The following is a 1,566-nucleotide window of genomic DNA, read 5'->3' as shown; positions in this document are numbered from 1 at the left end:
GGTGAAAAAATAATTTTAAATCAATATGATAGATTAGCCAGAAGACACACTAATTTGCATCAAAGCGGAGAAGAGCCTATTTTCTAATGAATGATTGGTGGCTTATTACTGAGAAGTCTCCATAATAAGCGTTAGCACTCATATCGTGTGAGTATCTGAACACATTTCATCGCTGAAGAATAATCACCAGTCACATATGCACTAGTTATTGCTCCTTCCTTCATAATACAAATAGCATCGAGTAAAAAAGGGTTTTCTTTTGTCATGTGCAGGCGAATGATTTCTCGAACTTTATGCTTATGCCTTTTACAAAATAACGAAATATCACTACTTTTATTACTAAATTCAGCTGAACTATTAATAAAGAAACATCCACGAAAATCTCCAAGCATTGGTTCAGAATTAGTGAACCAACTTTCTAGTGCAGTGAATAATCTAATTATCACTTTTTCGTTAGAATCTGCTCCTTGAAGCTTTATTTCTAACCATTCAATAAAGTTCATATGCCTTTGTTCAAGAGTTGCAAGTATCAAGCTTTCTTTGCTTTCAAAATGGCTGTAAAGAGTTTGTTTTGCTACTCCTGAAATCTTCAATATTTCATTTATTCCAATAGAGTTAATACCATTGGAATAAAAAAGACTTAAAGAAGTATCAATTAATAACTTTCGTTTTTTATTCATTTTATTCTCCTAAGTTTTTATATTGACAAAACAAGACCGACTTGTCTAGAATATAAAGTAGACAGAGTTGTCTTGTTTTTTTTTTGTTTCGGAGGTTATATGAATAAATTTGTTTTGCCGTTGATTGCAGGGGTGGGTGCCTCTATAACAATTGGTTTTCTTTTGTACTTTGAGACTACATTCGAAAATTCAACATTGATTATGGCTCCTTTTGGTGCAACAGTAGTGATTGTCTTTGGTTTGCCTAAAAGCCCATTGGCACAACCAAAAAATGTAATTTTAGGGCATTTAATTACTGCATTTATTGGTGTTTTCTTTGTTCAATTTATAGGTGTATCCCAAATCGATTTAGCTATAGCAACAGGTCTAGGAGTTAGCGGAATGCTGTTAACAAAAACTACGCATCCGCCAGCAGGAGCTAATCCGCTACTAATTATGATGTCAGGACAAAGTTGGTTATTCTTAGTAACTCCTGTATTAATTGGCGCTGTAATTATCGTTTTAATGGGAAAAATAATGCAAATATTTCAAGATAGATTTGTGGTAAAGTGCTAACAAGGCATTTAAACGGAACTAAAACAGTTGGTTAAGTTTCGTGCCTCAACATTATAACCAGCAATTTTAGTCCGCTTAATGCGGCGTTATCAATACGAAATCTAATCCAACCTGTTTAATAGCTGTAAAAGCTAACGTCTTCTCTGTGGTACTTACCGCCCTTAGCATCTTATTTTAAAAAATTAGTAAATTATAAATGAAGTCGCCCTTTTGTTAAGGGCAACTTGGTGCGCAAAGCGGAATAAGCTCCGTCGAAATATAAAACGTCAACTTTCTGATCATACAGCGGACATAAATTTAATCATTCCATGGCTGTTTGGGGCACAAAGCA

Annotated in this window: 2 protein-coding genes; one reads left to right on the top strand and one right to left on the bottom strand. The window is 34.2% G+C overall.

Annotation, left to right across the window (positions count from 1 at the left end; all coding sequences use genetic code 11):
- Positions 1 to 131 precede the first annotated feature (131 nt).
- Positions 132 to 680, bottom strand: a complete 549-nt coding sequence (locus HRT50_RS18810) for a TetR/AcrR family transcriptional regulator (protein ID WP_291617387.1) — start codon at positions 678 to 680, stop codon at positions 132 to 134.
- Positions 681 to 779: 99 nt separating this feature from the next.
- Between HRT50_RS18810 and HRT50_RS18805 the strand changes: the two genes are divergently transcribed.
- A complete protein-coding gene (locus tag HRT50_RS18805) occupies positions 780 to 1,235 on the top strand; it encodes an HPP family protein (RefSeq protein WP_291617385.1) in 456 nt (151 codons plus the stop codon).
- The last annotated feature ends 331 nt before the right edge of the window (positions 1,236 to 1,566 follow it).

This window comes from Colwellia sp. (assembly GCF_013215345.1).
Lineage (GTDB): Bacteria > Pseudomonadota > Gammaproteobacteria > Enterobacterales > Alteromonadaceae > Colwellia.
This window is presented reverse-complemented; position numbering and strand designations above follow the sequence as displayed.